This is a genomic window from Coriobacteriia bacterium, assembly GCA_018368455.1.
Taxonomy (GTDB): domain Bacteria; phylum Actinomycetota; class Coriobacteriia; order Coriobacteriales; family UMGS124; genus JAGZEG01.
On the sequence record JAGZEG010000009.1, the window covers coordinates 43,241 to 60,390 of the forward strand.

General features: G+C 67.3%; 12 protein-coding genes and 1 tRNA gene. 10 read left to right on the top strand and 3 right to left on the bottom strand.

The window, feature by feature from the left end; genetic code table 11:
* Positions 1-62: 62 nt before the first annotated feature.
* The 3 genes from KHZ24_06985 to KHZ24_06995 form a co-directional block, all read right to left on the bottom strand.
* Positions 63-146: transfer RNA gene (locus tag KHZ24_06985), tRNA-Leu, on the bottom strand.
* 463 nt (positions 147-609) lie between these two features.
* Positions 610-4,146: an SMC family ATPase gene (locus KHZ24_06990; protein ID MBS5450942.1), complete on the bottom strand. Its 3,537-nt coding sequence runs from the start codon at positions 4,144-4,146 to the stop codon at positions 610-612.
* Entirely contained in the window at positions 4,147-5,292 is a 1,146-nt protein-coding gene (locus KHZ24_06995; protein MBS5450943.1) for an exonuclease SbcCD subunit D, read from the bottom strand. It abuts the gene before it with no gap.
* Between the two features lie 227 nt (positions 5,293-5,519).
* Between KHZ24_06995 and KHZ24_07000 the strand changes: the two genes are divergently transcribed.
* The 10 genes from KHZ24_07000 (at position 5,520) to KHZ24_07045 (ending at position 17,141) form a co-directional block, all read left to right on the top strand.
* A complete protein-coding gene (locus tag KHZ24_07000) occupies positions 5,520-6,728 on the top strand; it encodes a pyridoxal phosphate-dependent aminotransferase (protein MBS5450944.1) in 1,209 nt (402 codons plus the stop codon).
* 326 nt (positions 6,729-7,054) lie between these two features.
* Complete coding sequence (locus KHZ24_07005) at positions 7,055-8,095, top strand: transporter substrate-binding domain-containing protein (protein ID MBS5450945.1); 1,041 nt, start codon at positions 7,055-7,057, stop codon at positions 8,093-8,095.
* 54 nt (positions 8,096-8,149) lie between these two features.
* Complete coding sequence (locus KHZ24_07010; GenBank protein MBS5450946.1) at positions 8,150-8,857, top strand: amino acid ABC transporter permease; 708 nt, start codon at positions 8,150-8,152, stop codon at positions 8,855-8,857.
* A gap of 21 nt (positions 8,858-8,878) precedes the next feature.
* Entirely contained in the window at positions 8,879-9,658 is a 780-nt protein-coding gene (locus KHZ24_07015) for an amino acid ABC transporter permease (GenBank protein ID MBS5450947.1), read from the top strand.
* Between the two features lie 30 nt (positions 9,659-9,688).
* The gene (locus KHZ24_07020) at positions 9,689-10,468 is read left to right on the top strand and encodes an amino acid ABC transporter ATP-binding protein (GenBank protein ID MBS5450948.1); all 780 of its coding nucleotides are present in this window, start codon (positions 9,689-9,691) and stop codon (positions 10,466-10,468) included.
* A gap of 159 nt (positions 10,469-10,627) precedes the next feature.
* The gene (locus KHZ24_07025; protein MBS5450949.1) at positions 10,628-12,337 is read left to right on the top strand and encodes an adenylate cyclase; all 1,710 of its coding nucleotides are present in this window, start codon (positions 10,628-10,630) and stop codon (positions 12,335-12,337) included.
* A gap of 101 nt (positions 12,338-12,438) precedes the next feature.
* A complete protein-coding gene (locus KHZ24_07030) occupies positions 12,439-12,813 on the top strand; it encodes a RidA family protein (GenBank protein ID MBS5450950.1) in 375 nt (124 codons plus the stop codon).
* 65 nt (positions 12,814-12,878) lie between these two features.
* On the top strand, positions 12,879-14,210 hold the full coding sequence (locus tag KHZ24_07035; protein ID MBS5450951.1) for a diaminopimelate decarboxylase: 1,332 nt from the start codon (positions 12,879-12,881) through the stop codon (positions 14,208-14,210).
* A 359-nt stretch (positions 14,211-14,569) separates the two neighbouring features.
* The gene (locus KHZ24_07040) at positions 14,570-15,361 is read left to right on the top strand and encodes a MerR family transcriptional regulator (protein MBS5450952.1); all 792 of its coding nucleotides are present in this window, start codon (positions 14,570-14,572) and stop codon (positions 15,359-15,361) included.
* A 202-nt stretch (positions 15,362-15,563) separates the two neighbouring features.
* Positions 15,564-17,141: an FAD-binding protein gene (locus KHZ24_07045; protein MBS5450953.1), complete on the top strand. Its 1,578-nt coding sequence runs from the start codon at positions 15,564-15,566 to the stop codon at positions 17,139-17,141.
* The last annotated feature ends 9 nt before the right edge of the window (positions 17,142-17,150 follow it).

The window sequence follows — 17,150 nt, forward strand, 5'->3', positions numbered from 1 at the left end:
AGAAAGGCCGGGCGGCTTGCGATTCTGGAATCGCTTGAGCCGTCCGGCCTGTTTTGTTCGGATGGTGCCCGAGGTGGGACTCGAACCCACACGGGTTGCCCCAAAGGTTTTTGAGACCTCCGCGTCTGCCATTCCGCCACTCGGGCAGTGCATCCATGCATGATACCCGAAGTTCGCCTCGAGCGGGAGGCTCGCGGGCGTGCGAGGTTCGACAGGCTCGCTAGACCTCCACGTACGGTTTGACGTTCGGCGGCGCTGACTTGTGGGTTACGCCTGCGGGGCCCGTTTTGCGCGCAGGGATGCGTTTGGTGGCCAGGAATCCAGGCCGTGAATGGGGGAGACCGAGGCCGCACTGCCTTCTCGGATTAAAACTGCAGGTGGCGGTTGAGGCGGACGCTTCGCGGGGCTTCGAGGCAGTTCACGAGCTCGGTTTCTGGCCGCGGATCGCCCCTTCGTGTGTAGGATGCGTGCGCAAGAAGGTCGCGGGCTGCCCTTTCCCGTGGCGCGCGTGCCTTCGAGGCTGCCGGCTCGTCGTATCCTCGGAAGCCGCTGCGCCTAGCCGTACCCGGTGCCCTCGGGCCGCATGTCGTGCGACCCGAGGGCCTCCCGCTAGACCTCCATGCGCAGCGTGGAGCCGGTTCGCCCGTGCTCGACGATGATCTTGCGATCGATGCTCTCCTTGAGCTCCTCGACGTGGCTGATGATGCCGACGAGCTTTCCCCCGCCCGACAGCTCGCCCAGCGTCTTGATGGCAAGCTGCAACGACTCTTGATCCAGCGAGCCAAAGCCCTCGTCGATGAACATCGTGTTGAGCTCGATGCCGCCCGAGCGCGCCTGCACGACGTCGGACAGGCCGAGCGCCATGGCAAGCGACGCCTTGAACGACTCGCCTCCCGACAGCGACTTCGCATCGCGCTGCTTGCCGGTGTGGTGGTCGAGCACGTCGAGGTCGAGGCCGGCCAGCTTGTTCTTCGTGGCGGCCGTGTCGCGGCGCAGCAGCTCGTAGCGGCCGTCTGTCATGAGCGCCAGGCGGCGGTTCGCGGCGCACAGCATGCGGTCGAAGTACGTGGCCTGCAGATACGTCTCGAAGGCGATGCGGTCCTTGCCGCCGCGCAGGTTGCCGTTGGCGGCGTTGGCGAGCTCCGCGACCTCGTCGTAGCGCTGCGTGAGCCCCGCCCCCTCCTTCTCCACGCGCCGCAGCCTCTCCAGCACGTCGCTGTTGGACGACAGGTCGGCCGAGGCCTGCGTGAGCAGGGCGCTCGCCTCGTCGCGCAGGGTGGCGGCGTCGTTGAGGGCCGCCTGCGCCCGGTCCACACGTGCCTGAGCGCGGCCGAGCGGACTGAGCGGGGTGGCGTCGCAGGCGACGGGTGCGCTTCCGGCCGCAGGGAAGGCGGCTGCGCCACTCTCGAGCGCTTTCGCCTCGCGCGCGACGCCGTCTCCGTCCGCCGCCTCTATCTCGCTCGAGTCGCCGCCCTTGCTGGCCGCGTTGACGTTGCGCGCCTCGTCCGCCGCACCCGTGCCCGTCTCGGCCCCCTCCGCCTCGTCGGCGTCGTCGGGCTCCTGGCTCGCCAGCGTCTCGATCTGCGCCGTGAGCCGCGCGATGCCCGCCGCCAGCTCGTCGCGCCGCTTGCGTGCCTGCGCCAGCTCCTCGTCGAGCACGCGCACCCGGGAGGCGAGCCCCTCGACGCACGCCTGCGCTTCGTCGCGGCTCGCATGCGATAGTGCGCTTCCGATGCTCTCGACGCGCGCCGCAAGTCGCTCGCAGGTCGTGTGCGCTTCGGTGCGCTCCCGCTCGCAGGCGTCCGCCCGCTCCTGCGCCACGCGCGCTTGCTCGGCCAGTGCTTCGGCCTGCGAGCGCATCCCCGCGACGCGCTCGGCCAGCGTCTCGGCCGCCCGGCTCGCCGCCTCGGCCTCGGCAAGTGCTGCGTTGGCCGCCTCGGCCTCGGCTCGCGCGCCGTTCTCGTCGGCCAGCGCCAGGCTGCCCGCTAGCTGCTCGACGCTTGCGCGTGCCGCCGCCAGCTGGCGTCCGAGCTCTGCATGCGCCTCCTGAGCTGCCGTCAGCTCCGCGCGGCTGCGCGTCGCATGCTGTTCGGCCTGTGCCAGCTGCGTGCGCGCCTGCTCGTAGCGTGCTCGCTCCCGCGCGGCGTCGCTGGCCTGCGCACGCGTCTCGGCAAGCTGCTCCTCAAGCTCGTCGGCTCGCTGCTTGAGAGCCTCAGCGCTGCCGTGGGCGTCTTCGAGCTGCCCGACTGTCGCCGCGCGCTCCGCAAGGACGGCCTGGGCCTCCTGGCACGTTGCCGCGGCGCGCTGCATGGCGGCGCGGGCATCCTCGCTGGCCTGTTGGGCGGCGCGGTAGGCGTCTTCGCTGGGAACCTCGTCGACGCAGCTTGCGGGGTGGGGATGGGCAGTCGACCCGCAGACCGGGCACGGTTCACCTTCGACCAGGCGGCGCGCCAGAACGCCGGCCTGGCCGTCGAGAAACGCGCGCTCAACGCCGCGAGACGCCTCGTCTACCTGCGAGAACGTCGCCTGGGCCCGCTGGTAGGCCTCCTGCAGCCCCATCAGTTTGCGCTCGGCGTCCCCGCACTGTTCCGTGGCGCGCGCGAGCTCATCGGCGTGCGCGCGCACCTGGCGCAAGCGCTCTTCGAGTTCGCTGACGCGTCCCTGCTCCCGGGCCGCCCGCGCCGGCGCACCGGCGAGAGCCTCCTCGGTCGTCCGTAGCTCGCTCGCTTTGCCCTCGAGCGTCGCAAGCGCCTCCTGGACGTCGGCGGCGAGCCCTGCCGCCCGACTCTCTCGCTCGGCGAGCTCCTCGCAGCGCTTCCGGGCGGTTGCGAGCTTCTCGTGGGCCCGCAGCTGCTCGGCTGCCGCCTCGGCGCGCCCCTGGGCTGCCTGCTGCGCCGCCTGCGCGCGGGCGAGCGCAGCGTCGGCGTCGCGGTGCTCCTCGACGAATGCCTGCGCCTCCGCGAGCTTTCCCGCAAGCGCTTGGGCCTTCTCGGCAACCTGGGTCGCCTGTCGGGCCGCCCGCTCCTCACCTGCGCGCGCCTTCTCGAGTTCCGCGCGCGCGTCCTCGAGCTCGTCGTAGCGCGGCAGCGCCTCCTGCTCGGCTCCGAGCCGCCTCGCCAGCTCCTCGCGCTCGTCGCGCCGGCCCTCCGCCGCCGCGAGCGCCTCGTCGGCCGCGGGCAGCTGCCCCTGCAGGCGTCCCAGATCCGCCCGGGCGCCTTCGGCCTGCTCGGCGCGCGTCCGGGCCTGCTGCGCGCGCTCCAAGGCGGCGCTCGCGGCCGTGACGGCGGCGTTGCGCTCGTCGAGCAGGCTCTCGAGCTCCTTGACGCGCTGCCGTCCCTCGCGCACCAGGTCGCCGAGCACGTCGATGAGCTGACCACCGCCCGAGCCGCTCTCGCCGGCGCTCTCGCCCGCCGGCGCGTCGGCGTCCCGCGAGCTTCCCGCCACTCCCGTCTTGCCCGCAAGCGCCACGATGTCGGCGCGCGGGTCGTCCTCCGCCATGCGCACCTGCTTCGCGTAGAGCCGCACCTGCTCGCGCAGCTGCTGCGTCTGACCGTAGAGCTCCCTGCGCCGTGCGTCGAGGTTGTCCTGCAACTGCCGGTAGGGCGCTGTCTCGAACAGCTTGCGGAATATCTCGCTGCGCTCTGCCGTCTCAGCTGACAGCAGCTTGCGGAAGTCTCCCTGGGCGATCATCACGATCTGCCCGAACTCTTCGCGCGTGATGCCCAACAGCCCCTCGATGGCCTCGTTGACCTGCTTGACTCCCTCGTAGGGCGTCTCGCGCCCGGGCACGTGCAGCTCGGCGCGGGCGTCCTGCGTGGCGATCTTGCCCTTCTGCCGCAGGTGGGGGCGCTGGTATTCCGGATTGCGCCGCACGCGATACGTCTCGCCGTGGTATTCGAACGAGAGCTCGACGAACGTCTCGGTCGACGGGTCGGCAAAGTCGCTGCGCAGCGAGCGGGCCGTGCGATATGTGCCGCTGGGCTGGCCGAACAGGGCGAACTCGATGGCGTCGAACAGCGTCGTCTTGCCGGCTCCCGTGTCACCGGTCACGAGGTAGATGCCCTCGCGCCCCAGCTGTTCGAAATCGACCTCCACGACGCCGGCATACGGACCGAACGCGCTCATCGTCAGGTGTAGCGGCCTCACCTACATCACCCCCAGCTTCTCGAGCTCGTCGACGACGATGGAGCGCTGCTCCTCGCTCATCGGCGCCCCAACTTGTCGCTCGAAGAACTCCTCGAAGTGCTCGAGCGGGCTGCGGTTGCTGTCGAGCGAGGCTGTCTGCCCCTGGAGCCCTGCCGCCTTCGAGCGCGTGTTCTCGTAGCGAAAGCCCAGCAGCCGGGGATAGCAGGCGCGCAGGCGAGGCAGGGCTTCCACCGTCTCGCGCTCGTCGGTGAGCACGGCGTACACGTAGTCGTTCGGGTCGGCCGCTGCCAGCGTCTCGGGGGCGCACAGCTCGTCGAGCGTGCAGCGGGGCATGCGCACGTCGTGCAGCGGCGCCATGTCCACGAGCTCGATGCGCGCCGGCTCACCCTTGGGTCCCAGCTCCACGAGGGGCGCCGACTTGTGGTGGCTCGCCTCGTCGATGGAGTACTTGAGCGGGCTGCCGCTGTAGCGCACCTCGTCGCGCCCGACGCGCTGGGGGCGGTGGATGTGCCCGAGCGCCACGTAGTCGAACGTGTCGAACACGCTGGCGTCCACGTTGTCGAGGCCGCCGACGCTCACCTCGGAGCCTGCCATCTCGGGCGCCGATCCCCCCGCTGTCACGAACTGGTGGGCGAGCGCCACGTTGCGCTGTGCCGTGTCGATGTCGCAGGCCTCGATGACTGTGCGCAGGGCATCGGTGTACGAGTCGATGTGCGCTTCTGGGAAGAACGCTCGCACGGTGGCGGGGCGCAGGAACGGGATGAGCCAGAACGTCACCGGGCTGAACTCGTCCTCCAGCGTGTAGTGTGCGACTGTGCCGTCGTACACGGGCGAGATCATAACGTTGCGTTGGGCGAACAGGCTCGACCCGTACGCGACGCGCTCGGCCGAGTCGTGGTTGCCCGAGGAAACAAACGTCGGGACGCCCAGCGCTGCGGCGCGGGCGAGGAAGAAGTCGACGAGGGCCACGGCGTCGGCCGAGGGCGCGGACTTGTCGTAGACGTCGCCTGCCACGAGCAGGGCGTCGGCCTTGCGGGTGCGCACGACGTCGAGAATGGCGCTCAGGATGTGCCGCTGGTCGTCAGCCAGCGAGAACTCGCTGAGTCGCTTGCCGATGTGCAGGTCGCTGACGTGCAGAAACCGCATGGATCCTCCTTTGATGCGCCCCTTGGGGCCCACCGACTGCGCTTGGGACGTACATTGGGGACTACTCTACAATGAGGTATAGACGGAAACGCCCGCCGCAGTCCCGTCGCGTGGCTTTGACATGCCGGACACATGCGCGCAACGCGTCCGCCGTACGATGAGCCTGTTCAGAGAAGCGCGCGGGATTGCGTGCACGCAACGGTTGCAAGACGAAGGGGACGAGCGCGATGGCATACGACTTCACGACAAAGGTCGATCGCACGGGCTGCGGCGCGGCGAAGTGGGAGGGCATGTTCGCGTCGTGCCCGGACGTCCCGAAAGGCATCGTCCCCTTCTCGGTCGCAGACATGGAGTTCGTCGAGGCGCCCCAGGTGCGCGAGGCCATTCGCGGCGTCGCCGACACGGTGCTCGGCTACACGGAGCCGACGTCTGCGTACTATGACGCCGTCGTCGGCTGGATGAAGCGCCGTCACAACTGGGATGTCGAGAAGGACTGGATCGTCACGTCGCCGGGTGTCGTCCCGGCGCTCTACTGGATGGTGAAGGCGTTCACCGAGCCGGGCGAGGGCGTCATCATCCAGTCGCCTGTGTACTACCCGTTCAAGATGTCCATCGAGAACACGGGCCGCACGGTCGTCGAGAACCCGCTGACTCTCGTCGACGACGGCACGGCTAACGAGCATTACGAGATGGACTTCGACGACCTCGAGAAGAAGGCCGCAGATCCCAACGCCAAGATGATCATCCTGTGCAGCCCGCACAACCCGGTCGGGCGCGTGTGGACGGCTGACGAGCTGCGCCAGGCCATCGACATCTGCCTCGCGCACGACCTCATCGTCGTGTGTGACGAGATCCACAACGACCTCATTTTGCCGGGCCACGAGCACACGGTCAGCGCGACGGTCGTGCCGGCCGACAAGCTCGACCGCGTCGTCGTGTGCACGGCGCCGTCCAAGACGTTCAACCTGGCGGGCCTGCAGTGCTCCAACATCTTCATCCCCGGCAAGGAGCTGCGCGAGCGCTACATCAAGGTGGCGATGACGGAGAACGGCCTCATGGGGCTCAACGCCTTCGCCTACCCCGTGTGCGCGGCCGTGTACAACGGTGCCGAGGACTGGCTCGACGAGTTGCGCGACGTCCTGGCGACGAACCACCAGCTGTTCGTCGACATGCTGGGCGAGCGCGCGCCCAAGGCCCACGTGTTCGAGCTCGAGGGCACGTACCTGCAGTGGGTCGACTTCCGCTACCTGGGCATGAGCAACGAGGAGCTCGAGAAGTTCATGCATGAGAAGGCGTACCTGTTCCTCGACGAGGGCTACCTGTTCGGTGAGGCGGGCTCCGGCTTCGAGCGCTTCAACATCGCCTGCCCCACCGAGGTCCTGCGCGAGGCTCTCACGCGCCTGTGTGACGCCCTTGACGAGCTGGGCAAGGAGTAGCGAGCTCGTTTTCGTGCCATCCATCATTGCGACGCTTCCTATCGGGGCGCGGCATCCCTCTCAGGGGTGTCGCGCCCCCTTGCGTTTGCGCCGCTCGGTGCCGCGTGTGCCCGGGGCCCGCGTTTCGAAGCCTGACACCCCTCGTTAACAGGGGAGTTGGGTTTTCGCAACGCGATTGGCCTCGAACGTTACGCTGCTGGGAATGGGGCTGACACATGCGCGAAACGGGGCGCTCCTAGCATTGTTGTCGTAATCGGAGGCCAGCCGGAGCCCCCTCGGATGAGGTTCCGGCAGACCCAGACGATGTCGATGCAAAGGAGGGCCCCATGGACAACGCGGTGTATGGCGGCAAGAAGGGCTCGTGCGCAGAGGGACTGTCCCGTCGCGGCTTTCTCAAGGCTGCCGGGGCCACGCTGGTCGGTGCTGGCCTGATGGCCGTCCTGCCTGGCTGCGGCGCCGACACGTCGGGCGAGACGGCTCCGGCGTCCTCCGACAGCGCGACGGCGGGCTCCACGGGCGGCAAGGAGATAAAGATCGTCGTCATGAACGCCAACAAGCCGTTCTGCTACCTGGAGGCCGACGGCTCGACCATCGCGGGCTACGACGTCGAGTCGCTCAAGCTGTGCGAGGAGAAGCTCGGCGGCAAGTACACGTTTAAGTTCGATGCCATGGACTTCAACACGATGATCTCGTCACTGCAGTCCGGCTCGTGCGACATGGTGTCGTGCTGCCTCGTTCCCAACGACGACCGCCGCTCCAAGTTCCTGTTCCCCGACGAGCCCTATGTGCTGACGCCAATGGAGTTCGTCGTCGCCAAGGGCTCGGGCCTCAAGACCATGGAGGACATGGCGGGCAAGACGATCGTGACGTCGCCTGTGACGTACGAGTACGGCATGCTCAAGGCCTACAACGAGGAGAACCCCGACAAGGCCGTCGTCCTCAAGGAGTACGACTCCTCGACCGGGGCCGACTACATCCGCATGGTCGCCAACGGCCAGGCCGACGGCTACCTCGTGTACGAGGCGGGCTTCGATGACCTCGTCAAGGCGGCAAGCGTCGAGGTCGACCACACCGACGTCGTGCTGACCGAGTCCTGCTACTACATGGTGTCCCAGAAGAACCAGGAGCTCTGCGACGACTTGGCGGCTGCGCTCGAGACGGCCAAGGAGGACGGCTCGCTCGCCGAGCTCTCGCAGAAGTGGTTCGACGGGACAGACGTCTTCTCGAAGTATGCCGGCGTGCTCTCCGACAACGAGCTGCTCGCCCAGGCGAAGACGGCTGGCGCGGCCTCCTCGGCTGCGGACGGCGAGACGCGTGGCGCCTCTGCCTCGTCCGAGAAGGACGCCGCCTCCTCGTCGGCCGACTAGGGCTCGTCCGGCGACGTGTCGGTCGCGAGGTCCCGTGAGAGGATGTGACATCCCATGACGTACGTGGTGTACCCGGAGAGGATCCCGGGGTTCATCCTGAACGTGCTCCAAGCGTTTCCCACGACGATGGTCATCATGTTTGCGACGCTGGCGATCTCGCTCGTGCTCGGGTTCCTCGTGGCGCTGGCGCAGCTCAGCAAGAAGCGCTGGGCTCAGGTGATCGCCCGTGGCTGGATCTCGTTCATGCGCGGCATCCCGGCGCTCGTCATGATATTCCTGCTGTACTTCGCGCTGCCCCAGGTGCTGCTCGCGACGGTGGGCATCAACATCGCGAGCGCCACGAAGATGAACTTCATCATCGCCGCCCTTTCTCTCATCGCGAGCGCCAACATGGGCGAGATGATGCGCTCTGCTTACCTGACCGTTCCCAAGACGCAGATGGAGGCCTGCCTCGCGGTCGGCATGACGCCGGCCCAGGCCGTGCGCCGCGTCATCCTGCCGCAGGCCGTCGTCGTCGCCATCCCGCTGTTCGGCAACAACCTCATCATGCTGTTCAAGGAGACGTCGCTTGCGTTCTCCATCGGCGTCATCGACATGATGGGCCGCGCCAACGTCGTGTCGGCCGCCAACTACGGCGCCTATCGCCTCGAGCTCTACGTGGCCGTCGCCGTCATCTACTGGGTCGTGTGCGTCGTGATCATGCTCGTGTTCGCAGGCCTCGAGCGCGGCGCCACGCGCAGCCGCCGCCCAGCGCGGGCCTAGGCGAGAGGGAGGCTGATACCCATGACGTTTGACGCCGGCTTCATATTCGAGACGTTCCCGCTCGTGCTCCAGGCCGTGCCCGTGACGCTGCTCATGGTCATCGTGGCCGCGCCGCTGGGCTGGCTGCTTGGCTTCCTCATGGCCGAGTGCCGCGTGAACCACATCCCCGTGCTCGGCCAGCTCGTGACCGTCTTCGTGTCCCTGATGCGCTCCGTGCCCGAGGTCGTGCTGCTCTACGTGATGTACTACCTCATGCCGGTTGTGCTCTACAACTACTTCCTGTCCATCGGCCTCGAGGTCAACATCGCGGCCGTGCCCTCCATCGTGTTCGCCATCGTCACGTTCGTGCTCAACCAGTCCGCCTACGCCTCCGAGGTGTTCCGCGCGGCCATCGCCTCGGTCGACCGCGTCCAGCTCGAGGCTGCCTACGCGGTTGGCATGACGAAGTCGCAGGCCATGGTGCGTGTCATCCTGCCTCAGGCTATCGTGAGCGCCATTCCCAACCTCAACGGCCTGTTCGTCGGCCTGCTGCAGGGCACGTCTCTGGCCTACTTCGTCGGTGTCCACGAGATCATGGCGACGAGCATCGTCGCGGCGAACCAGAGCTATGCCTACTTGGAGGCATATGTGCTCACGACGATCATCTATGAGGTTCTGAGCTATATCATCAACCGCATCTTCCGCGTCATCGAGCGCAGGGCGGGCCAGTTCCGCACGGGCAGGTCCCAGCCCAAGGCCCTGGCGAAGAGCGCTTCCGGCACGGACGGCGGCGCGAAGCGTCCCGCGGCAGCGACGGCATAGAGAGAGGACGAAACCATGGCAGAGGACTACATGCTCGAGCTGCACGGCATCCGCAAGTCGTTCGGCGACAACCACGTGCTCAAGGGCATCGACCTGCAGGTGAAGAAAGGCGAGGTCGTCGTCATCCTCGGCCCGTCCGGTTCGGGCAAGACGACGTTTCTGCGCACGATCAACTTTCTCGACGAGGCCGACGAGGGCACGGTGACCGTCAACGGCTTCACGCTCGACGCGAAGAAGCATAGCAAGTCCGACGTCATTGAGCTGCGGCGCAAGACGGCGATGGTCTTCCAGAACTACGCGCTGTTCGCCAACAAGACCATCCTGCAGAACGTCATGGAGGGCCTCGTCACCGTCAAGGGCGTGCAGAAGGCCGACGCCGAACGTCAGTCAAAGGCCGTGCTTGACAAGGTGGGCCTGTCCGAGCGCTACGACTACTACCCCTCGCAGCTCTCGGGCGGCCAGCAGCAGCGCGCCGGCATCGCCCGCGCCCTCATCCTCAACCCCGACGTCATCCTGTTCGACGAGCCGACGTCGGCGCTCGACCCCGAGCTCGTCGGCGAGGTGCTCGGCGTCATCCGCGCCGTCGCGCAGACGGGCATCACGATGGTCATCGTCACGCACGAGATCGCGTTCGCCCGCGAGGTTGCCACGCGCGTCGTCTTTATGGCTGGCGGCGTCATCGTCGAGCAGGGCACGCCCTCCGAGGTGCTCGTTAATCCCAAGGAGAAGCGCACGCAGGAGTTCCTGCGCCGCGTCCTTCACCCGATGGAGATCGCCGACGCCGAGGCGACGCAGGTCGAGCTGTCGTAGTCGACGCGTTCCCACATCCTCTTTTTGGTTGGCGCTGGACCGAGGCAGGGCCTCCCGCGACGTGCGGGAGGCCTGGGCCCTGCGGCCCTGGGCGGGCCGTGCGCGTGCACGCCCGGCCGCCCGGTCTCGGACGTTTCGCTCGAAAGGAAGTGATCAGAGGTGCCTCACATCACTGCAGACACCGTCTGGATCGTGCTGGGCAGCGCGCTCGTCCTGTTCATGGTGGGCGGGTACCTGCTGTTCGATATCGGCTCGACGCGATCGAAGAGCACGCAGGGCGTCGTCGTGCGACACCTGCTCGTGACGTTCACGTCCATCCTGACGTTCATGTTCCTGGGATATGGCCTGTTCTTTGGCGGGACGGGCGGCTTCTTCGGCGTGCTCGACTTCTTCTCGCTCGGAAGCTACGGCCCGACGCTGCCCGACGGCGTGCCCTCGTCGCTGTTCGTGCTGAGCCAGGCGCTCGTCTGCGCCGTGTGCGCGAACATCGTGGCGGGCACGATCGCGGAGCGCGCGAGCATCGCGTGCCACGTGGTCTACAGCATCGTGCTCGCGCTGCTCATCTACCCTATGGCATCCAACTGGACGTGGGGCAACGGCTTCCTGGCCCAGATGGGATTCCACGACTTCGCCGGCACGGCGTCGCTCAACCTCGTCGGCGGGACGGTTGCGCTCGTCGCTGCCATGCTCGTGGGGGCGCGCTCCGGCAAGTACGACGACGCGGGGCGCCCGCAGGCCATCCCCGGGCAGAGCATCGGGCTGCAGGCCGTCGGCGTCTTCGTCATCTTTTTTGGCTGGTTTGGCCTCATGGGCGTGTGCACGCTGAGCTTTGGCACGGCGTCTCTCGATGCGCTGGGAGTCGCGTTCCTGAACATGGTCGTGGCCGCCGTCGTGTCGGGACTCACGGCGCTCATCGCGACGTCGGTGCGCTACGGCAGCTGCGACGTGCCCGTCGTGCTCAACGCGCTCATCGGCGGGCTCGTGGCCTGTTCTTCGGGCGCCGACGTCATGCTGCCGGTGTGGGCGCTGGTCGTGGGCGCTCTGGCAGGCCTCGTCAGCGTGTTCGGCATCGAGTACGTCGAGCGCCGCTTCCGGGTCGACGACCCGGTGGGCAGCGTCGCCGTGCACGGGTTCAGCGCCGTGCTCGGCCTGCTGGCGTGCGGCCTGTTCGCAAGCGGCTCTGGCCTGGTCATGGGAGGCGGCGCGGGGCTGTTCAGCGTCGAGCTCCTCGGGGCGGTCGTTGTGGCGGCCTGGGCCGCCGTCGTGGGCTGGGTGGCGCTCTCTATCACGAAGAAGGCCGGCTCCGTGCGCGTGACGGGCCCGGAGGAGGCCATCGGCCTCGGCATGTCCAACCCCTCGATCGACAACGCGTTCTCCGAGTTCCTGCCGGCGCTCGGCGGCGAGGACGGGACGTCCCCCAAGGTTGTGCGCGACGTGCCTCCCTCGCAGGCCATCCCGCTGGAGCTGGGCGCGCCTGCCGTTCCTGCGGGGGCCGCGGGTGGCCGCCCGCCGCTGCGCCAGGTGCGCATCATCACGAAGCCCGCGCGTCTCGGGGCGCTCAAGGAGGGGCTGGGCGAGATCGGCGTCACGGGCATGACGATCTCACACGTCATGGGCTACGGCGCCCAGCGCGGCGCCCGCGGCATGTACCGTGGTGTGCCGGTCGTCGATGACATGATCCCCAAGGTGCAGGTGGACATCGTCGTCGCGAAGGTGCCGGTGGAAGACGTTGTGCGCGCCGCGCGCCGCGCCCTCTACACCGGACACATCGGCGACGGCAAGATCTTCGTGTACGACGTGGCGGAGGCGGTCAAGGTGCGCACGGGCGAACACGGCTACGATGCGGTGCAGGGCATCGATTTGGTGTAGCCTCCGATTCGAAACACCCGCTCGAGTACACTGTGCAACGACAGGCCACGCGGGCCCGTTCCCCCGAGGGGGACGGGCCCTTTCTCACAAGGAGAGCCCCTATGAAGAACGCCATTGCTACGACGGACGCGCCCGCCGCCCTCGGCCCCTACTCGCAGGGCATCGACGCCGGCAGCCTCGTGTTCGTCTCCGGCCAGCTGCCCATCAACCCCGCGACGGGCGAGGTATCCGCCGACATCTCCGAGCAGGCAGAGCAGTCCATTTCCAACATCGAGGCCATCCTCAAGCAGGCCGGCCTGACGCTGGCCGACGTCGTGAAGACGACGGTGTTCCTGCACGATATGGGCGACTTCGCTGCGATGAACGCCGTGTACGAGGCGCGCTTCCCCAAGCCCTGCCCCGCCCGTAGCGCCGTCGAGGTCGGCACGATGCCGCGTGGCTGCCGCCTCGAGATCGAGGCCATCGCCGCCCGCTAGGGTCGTCTGCCGCATCGGCGGACCGTCCTGCCTTGCCCCGCCTCGCTAGTAAAGGAGCTCCGCCCATGGAGAAGAAGCCATTCGTCACGCTCGAGAAGGCCCGCGAGATCGCCGCGGAGATCCCGACGCCGTTTCACCTCTACGACGAGGCCGGCATCCGCGCCCGTGCCCGCGCCGTGAACGCCGCCTTTGCCTGGAATCCCGGCTTTCGCGAGTACTTTGCCGTGAAGGCCACGCCCAACCCCTACCTGCTCAAGATCCTGCAGGAGGAAGGCTGCGGCGTCGACTGCTCGAGCTACACGGAGCTCGCGCTGTCCAAGGCGTGTGGCTTCACCGGCCACGACATCATGTTCAGCTCCAACGAGACGCCGGCGCTCGACATGTACGAGGCCCATCGCCTCGGCGCCATCATCAACCTGGACGACCCCACGATGGTCGACTTCCTCGAGCAGGTCGCCGACGTTCCCGAGACGATCTTCTGCCGCTACAACCCCGGCGGCGTGTTCGAGCTGGGCAACGGCATCATGGACAACCCCGGCGAGGCCAAGTACGGCATGGGTGAGGCCGACATGATTGAGGCGTTCACGCGCCTCAAGGCCGCGGGCGCCAAGACGTTCGGCATCCATGCGTTCCTCGCGAGCAACACCGTGACGAACGACTACTACCCTGAGCTTGCCTCCCAGCTGTTCGAGCTGGCTGTGCGCGTGGCCAAGGCGGCTGACGTGCACATCGGCTACATCAACCTGTCGGGCGGAGTGGGCGTCGACTACCGCCCCGACCAGCCGGCCAACGACATCGCCGTCATCGGCGAGGGCGTGCGCAAGGCTTACGAGCGCATCCTCGTGCCGGCGGGCATGGACGACATCGCCATCCTCACGGAGCTTGGGCGCTTCATGCTCGCGCCGTTCGGGGCGCTCGTGACCCAGGCCATCCACGAGAAGCATATCTACAAGGAGTACATCGGCTGTGACGCCTGCGCCGCCAACCTGATGCGCCCGGCTATCTACGGCGCCTACCACCACATCACGGTGCTCGGCAAGGAGAACGAGCCGTGCGACCACACGTACGACATCGTGGGCGGTCTGTGCGAGAACTCCGACAAGTTTGCCATCGACCGCCAGCTGCCCAAGATCGACATGGGTGACCTGCTGTTCATCCACGACGCAGGCGCGCACGGATTTGCGATGGGTTACAACTACAACGGCAAGCTGCGCTCGGCCGAGGTGCTGTTGCAGGAGGACGGCTCGTTCAAGATGATCCGCCGTGCCGAGACGCCGGCCGACTACTTCGCGACGTTCGACGAGACGCCGTTCTTTGGGGACATCCTCACCGAGGTCGAGGCGTCCGAGGCCGCCTTCGCCGCCAGCAAGGCCGCCGATTGGAAGCCGGGCAAGTAGAGGAGACGCCGCGGCTGGGTGGCGTCCCTGCGCGCCGCGCGGCGTTTCGCGGCCAGCAATCGCGCTCGTGAACGGGTGGAGGCGCCTTCGGGGACCGCATCGCGGCTCCCGGGGGCGCCTCCGTCGTGAAAGCCGCAGGCAGTCGTCTTGTGGGCGAGCGCCGATGACCTCTCCGGGGAGTGTGCGCGATACACGAGCCCGATTTCCGGCCGTGGATTCCCACCTCGCGTGCGGAGAAGCGGCCGCGCGGAGCTTGCGGGGATGCCATGCGGCGAGGCTTGACTTACCGTGGTGTGGCACTCGCCCCGTCATCCCTTGTCGGCTATGCTGTTCGCAAGCAGGGGAGCAAGGGGATGGCCATGCGCAGACGAACGGTGAGCCATGTGGCTCGACAGGTTGGCATTTCGAGCAGCGGCGTGCGTTTCCTCGAACGCGAGGGGCTCGTCTGCCCCGAGCACGACGACGAGACGGGGTACCGCTTCTTTGGCGATGACGACCTCTATACGCTCTACCAGTACCAGTGCTACCGGCAGCTTGGCATGGACCTGCCCCAGGTGCGCGAGATGCTGCGCGCCGAGCCGGCCGATGCCGTCAGCTTGATGGAGACTCACCTGCAGAACCTGCGCGACGAGCTCGCCCGCATCGAAAAGCTGACCGCCCGGGCCATCGGGCGCACGGCACAGGCGGTCGAGGGGCGCTTCGAGCTGGGGACCTGCCCTCGCCTGCGTGTCCTGGAGCCGTACGACGATCCCTCTGACCTGCCTAAGCGTGTCATGGATCGCTGGGTCGATACCGTGCCCCTCTCGTTTTTCGGCATCTGGTTCCGTCGGGAGGGACAGGGCTTCGTTGCCCGGCGCGTGCGCATGAGCGACCAGCCCTGCCCCAACGCCCCCGTCGAGCGCGACGCTGACATCTACGCGTACATCCATGACATCCCCGAGGGTCCGTCCTGCCTGTGCGCGACGTTCTCATATCCCAACGGGACGGACGACCTTGCCCTGCTCGATAGGCCGTTCGCCTGGCTTTCGGAGCGGGGTCTGGCGTGTGCGGGCGACGTCTACGGCCACTTTCTCTACCTGCAACGCCTGCCCGAGGGCGGCGCGCGCTACTTCGTGCGCCTGTGGCTTCCAGTGGCTCCCGCTGAAGCGTAGCCGGTACTTGCTTGCATACTGCAGGCGCCGTCAGCGGCCTTTTTTACCTGCAAGTTCACTGATCCTCCATGGCTTTGCGGCTGCGTGGCTTGACCTTGTAGCCGCTGCAAACCCCATCGTACGTCCTCGACAGATGGCCCATGCATGACTCCGCTGGAGGCGGCGCGGGCCTTGGGATGTACGGTGATAAGGGGATTTCATCATGGCATGCGAAACGACGCGTCGTCAGTTTGTCTCCCAGGCTGCAGGTGCTTGCACTGCTGCAGTCGCGCTCGCGGGGGTTGGCGCCTCTCGGGCCTTTGCTGCGGAAGCGGCCAAGGCGGAGGACGTGGCGTGGGATGAGCAGGCGGACTTCGTGGTGCTCGGCATTGGCGCTTCCGGCCTGGGCGCCATCAAGCGGGCGCTCATCGACAACGATGGTCTGACGGTCATCGCTCTGGAGAAGTGCGACGAGGCCCATGCTGGCGGTGCATTCTCCTGTGCGCACGGCCTGTTCGGTGGCGTCGACTTCTGCGACGCCTATCCCGTCCTCTCCCACGGTCAGTTCAGTGAGGAGCTGCGTGACCGCATGAAGGCCGACACGGTGACCTCGGCGCAGTGGATCATCGACAACGGCCTTGAACTCGCCGAGTCTGCCGGTACGTATCGCTGGGCGAACGGCAGCTACGACATCTGGAAGACGGCGTACGACGCGGTGAAGGATCTCGATGGTCTGACGCTGCACTTCGAGGTGACGACGACCCAGCTCGTGCAGGACGGAGCCGGCCGCGTTACGGGCGTCATCGCCGAGGTCGAAGGCGAGCGGAAGGCCATCGGTGCGACGCGCGGCGTGCTGCTTTGCACGGGTAACTACGCTGGCGATGCCGAGCTGTTCCGGGGCATTCACGAGTACGCCCTTCCGTACGCCCCGGCTTGCCCGGCGAGCGAGGTGGGTGACGGCATTTTCCTGGCTTCCCAGGCGGGCGCCGTCACGTTCGAGAACGTTTCGCGCGCTTTTGAGTGGTTCTGCTGGGCCATGGCAAAGCCGAGCGAGGAGCTGGGCGAGGGCATGGTGCTCAACGACCCCATGTCTAACGGTGACACGGCCCTGTGGTCGCGCATCTTTGTCAACGCCGCGGGCAAGCGATTCATGGACGAGTCGGTGAACTTCATGCACGACCACTCGTTCCTGCCGTTCCAACCGTGGGAGCGCACGTCGGCTCCGTCGTATCTCCACTACACGAACCTGCCGATGTGGACGGTCTACGACGCGAAGATCCCGAGTACGCATCGCCTGTGGATTCAGGACGAGGGCAATCTCAACTGGAGCTACGCCAAGACGCGCGACGTCTACCAGTGGTCGGAGGACAACGAGGCCGAGGTCGAGCGCGGCTGGGTGTACAAGGCCGACACACTCGAGGAGCTTGCCGAGCAGATGGTGGCGCACCACATCGACGACGGCGCCGAGTTCGCGGTTGACAGGGACGCGTTTATCGAGACGGTGCGCGCGTACAACGAGATGTGTGCCGCTGGCGAGGACGCGGACTTCGGCAAGGGCGGCGACTATCTCGTGCCGCTCGACACGCCTCCCTACTATGCGGTCGAGACGGTGCCTTTGGTGGGCTACACGATCTCGGGCCTGACGACGACGGAGGAAGGCGCGGTTCTCAACGGCGCCCACGAGCCGATTCCCGGCCTATACGCGGCGGGCGACATCACAGCGCACGGCTCGCAGACGAACCCGCTCGGATGCTGCCCCGCGTTCATCATGGGGATGTACCTGGTTGACGGCCTGCTCTAGGGCGGGGTC